We start from the raw sequence: 3,937 nt of genomic DNA on the forward strand, positions 1-3,937 counted from the left end.
GTCGAACGCGATTCCATGGACTTCGATGTGGTCATCGTCGGCGCCGGACCCTCGGGCCTCTCGGCGGCGGCTCGCCTGATGCAGCAGGCCAACGAGGCGGAGCAGGAGCTGACGGTGTGCGTGGTGGAGAAGGGCTCCGAGGTGGGCGCCCATATCCTTTCCGGGGCGGTCTTCGAACCCCGCGCCCTGGCCGAGCTCTTCCCCGACTGGGAGGAGCGGGGCGCCCCGCTGACCACGCCGGCCACCCGCGACGAGGTCTACCTGCTCAAGGACGCCGAAAAGGGCCAGAAGCTGCCCAATGCGCTGGTGCCGCCCTCCATGCACAACACCGGCGGGGACATGACACGCTACGTGATCAGTGCCGGCAACCTATGCCGCTGGCTGGCCGAGCAGGCCGAGGCGCTGGGCGTGGAGATCTTCCCCGGCTTCGCCGCCCAGGAGGTGATCCAGGACGAGGACGGTACCGTGCGCGGCATACTGATCGGCGACATGGGCGTGGGCGCCGACGGCCAGCCCAAGGATGGCCATATGCCGGGCATGGAGCTGCGCGCCAAGTACACCCTGTTCGCCGAGGGGGCGCGGGGCCATCTGGGCAAGCGGCTGATCGAGCGCTTCGGGCTCGATGAGGGCAAGGACCCGCAGCACTATGGCATCGGCTTGAAGGAGCTGTGGGACATTCCCGCCGAGCAGCATGAACCCGGGCTGGTGCTGCACGGCTCCGGCTGGCCGCTGGACAAGCACACCCACGGCGGCTGGTTCCTCTACCACGCCGAGAACCAGCAGGTGGTGGTCGGCCTGATCATGGACCTCTCCTACCAGAACCCCTGGCTGTCGCCCTTCGACGAGTTCCAGCGCATGAAGCACCATCCGGTGCTGGCGACACATCTCGAGGGCGGCAAGCGCGTCGCCTATGGGGCTCGCGCCATCGCCAAGGGCGGGTTGAATTGCCTGCCGAAGATGACCTTCCCCGGGGGGCTGCTGATCGGCTGCGACGCCGGCACGCTCAACTTCGCCAAGATCAAGGGCCTGCACACCGCCATGAAGTCCGGCCTGGTGGCCGCGGAGAGCGTCTTCGAGGCCCTCGCGGAGGGCGACGAGGGCGGCCAGGAGCTGACGCGCTTCACCGAGAAGTGGGAGACCAGCTGGGCCTACGCCGAACTCAAGGAGAGTGCCAGCTTCGGCCCGGCGATCCACAAGTACGGCACCTTCCTGGGCGGCGCCTACAACTTCGCCGACCAGCTGCTCGGCGGCAAGCTGCCCAGCCTCCACGACACCACGCCGGACCATGCGACGCTCAAGCCCGCCAGTGAGTGCGAGAAGATCGACTACCCGAAACCGGACGGCAAGCTCTCCTTCGACAAGCCCTCCTCGGTGTTCCTGTCGAACACCAACCACGAGGAAGACCAGCCCTGCCACCTGAAGCTGGCCGACCCCGAGCTGCCGATCCGCGACAACCTGCCCGAATATGCCGAACCGGCCCAGCGCTACTGCCCGGTGGGGGTCTACGAGGTGGTCGAGGACGACGACGGCAAGCCACGCTTCCAGATCAACTTCCAGAACTGCGTGCACTGCAAGACCTGCGACATCAAGGACCCGGCCCAGAACATCACCTGGGTGGCACCGGAAGGCGGCGGCGGGCCCAACTACCCCAACATGTAAGGTGGCTCACCGGGACTATCGGCCGATCAGTCGCTGCTCGGCGCTCAGATAGTCCCGCTCCAGTTCTTCCACGATCTCGGCCACGCTCTGCCGAGCCCGCACAGAGCCGACACCTTGGCCAGCCCCCCAGATATCTCGCCACGCCTTGGGCTTGCTGCCACCGCCGGATCCGTAGCGCATCTGGCGCTTGTCACCCGACGGGAGGTCATCAGGATCCAGTCCGGCTCGCTCGATACTGGCCCGCAGGTAATTGCCGTACACCCCGGTAAAGAGGTCACTGTAGACGATATCGACAGCCCGGGATTCGACCACCATGCGCTTATAGTTCTCCACCGCATTGGATTCGTGACTGGCGATGAAGCGCGTGCCCATGTAGACCAGATCGGCCCCCAGCGCCTGGGCCGCCAGGATCTGCTCACCGCGCCCGATACCGCCGGCCAAGACCAGAGGGCCATCGAACCTCCGACGCATCTCGGCCACGAAGGCGAAGGGGTTCAGGCGCCCGCCGTGGCCACCAGCCCCGTTGCTTACCAGGATCAGTCCATCAACACCGCAATCGATGGCCTTTTCCGCATGGCGCAGGGTCGTCACATCATGGAAGACCTTCCCGCCATAGTCGTGCGCCCGCTCCACGACCCGATCTGGAGCGTGCAGGCTGGTGATCACCAGGGGCACACGAAACTCGGCACACAGCCCCAGATCGTGCTCCAGACGATCATTGGTCGGATGCACGATGAGATTGACCGCGAAGGGCGCGATCCTGCGCCCGGGCTCCGCCTCACGGCTAGCGGCGAGCCCCTCGGTGATGCGTCTGAGCCATACCGCGAGCTCCTCCGCCGGGCGTGCATTGAGGGCGGGAAACGCCCCCACGATACCGGCCCGACATTGAGCCAGCACCAGTTCGGGACCGGAAAGAATGAACATCGGGGAACCGATCACCGGCAGTCGCAGGGAACCTTCGAGCCAATCCAGCATAATGTCTCCTGATCGACAAAAGGCCCACCAAAGTGAGCCTATTCAGGGAAGCGATACAGCTTGTTTTCCAGTTCAGTCCGCGCCTCGAGCGGGTCGGCGACCAGGCCGCCCCTTTGCAAAGCGCGACCTGGAAGCGCTCTTCCCTACCACTTCTGCTCGAGCTCCGGCAGCGCCTCGAAGAGGTCCGCGACGAGGCCGCAGGTCATGGAGAGCGCCACCGGGAAGATCCCGTTCTTCCTTACAGCTTGCTTTCCAGCTCCGGCAGCGCCTCGAAGAGATCCGCGACGAGACCGATGACTGTCGAGAGCGCCACCGGGAAGATCCCGATCTTCCTTACAGCTTGCTTTCCAGCTTCGGCAGCGCCTCGAAGAGATCCGCGACGAGGCCGATGATTGTCGAGAGCGCCACCGGGAAGTTCCCGATCTTCCTTACAGCTTGCTTTCCAGTTCCGGCAGCGCCTCGAAGAGATCCGCGACGAGACCGATGACTGTCGAGAGCGCCACCTGGAAGATCCCGATCTTCCTTACAGCTTGCTTTCCAGCTCCGGCAGGGCCTCGAAGAGATCAGCGACGAGACCGATGACTGTCGAGAGCGCCACCGGGAAGATCCTGATCTTCCTTACAGCTTGCTTTCCAGCTCCGGCAGGGCCTCGAAGAGATCAGCCACCAGGCCATAATCGGCCACCTGGAAGATCGGTGCCTCCTCGTCCTTGTTGATGGCGACGATCACCTTGGAGTCCTTCATGCCCGCCAGGTGCTGGATGGCGCCACTGATGCCCACGGCGATGTAGAGGTCCGGGGCGACGATCTTGCCGGTCTGGCCCACCTGCATGTCGTTGGGCACGAAACCGGCATCCACCGCGGCCCGGGAAGCGCCGATGGCGGCGCCCAGCTTGTCGGCGATGCCCTCGAGGAGCGTGAAGTTCTCGCCGTTGCCCATGCCGCGGCCGCCGGAGATCACCACCTTGGCCGCCCCCAGCTCGGGGCGGTCGGACTGGGCCAGCGCCTCCTTGACGAAGGTGGACTGGGCGTTGTCGGCGACGAAGTCGACGGCCTCCACGCTGGCGCTGCCCCCCTCGCCCACCGCATCGAAGCCGGTGGCGCGCACGGTGATCACCTTCAGCGCGTCCTCGCTCTGCACGGTGGCGATGGCGTTGCCGGCGTAGATCGGCCGCTTGAAGGTGTCGGCACTCTCCACCGCGATGATCTCGGAGATCTGCGCCACGTCCTTCAGTGCGGCGACGCGCGGCAGCACGTTCTTGCCGGTGGTGGAGGCACAGGCCAGCACGTGGCTGTAGTCGCCG

General features: G+C 65.5%; 3 protein-coding genes. 1 reads left to right on the top strand and 2 read right to left on the bottom strand.

Translation table 11 applies throughout. The features are described from left to right. On the top strand, positions 1-1,659 hold a 1,659-nt coding region (locus QLQ86_RS15480; RefSeq protein WP_282817416.1), incomplete at its 5' end, for an electron transfer flavoprotein-ubiquinone oxidoreductase. Between the two features lie 15 nt (positions 1,660-1,674). Here the strand turns inward: QLQ86_RS15480 and QLQ86_RS15485 are convergent. Continuing rightward, positions 1,675-2,634, bottom strand: a complete 960-nt coding sequence (locus QLQ86_RS15485) for an NAD(P)H-dependent flavin oxidoreductase (protein ID WP_282817552.1) — start codon at positions 2,632-2,634, stop codon at positions 1,675-1,677. A 618-nt stretch (positions 2,635-3,252) separates the two neighbouring features. Next, a partial coding sequence (locus QLQ86_RS15490) for an FAD-binding protein (RefSeq protein ID WP_282817553.1) occupies positions 3,253-3,937 on the bottom strand: 685 nt, incomplete at its 5' end.

The sequence above is a fragment of the Halomonas rhizosphaerae genome (assembly GCF_030012485.1).
Taxonomy (GTDB): Bacteria; Pseudomonadota; Gammaproteobacteria; order Pseudomonadales; family Halomonadaceae; genus Halomonas; species Halomonas rhizosphaerae.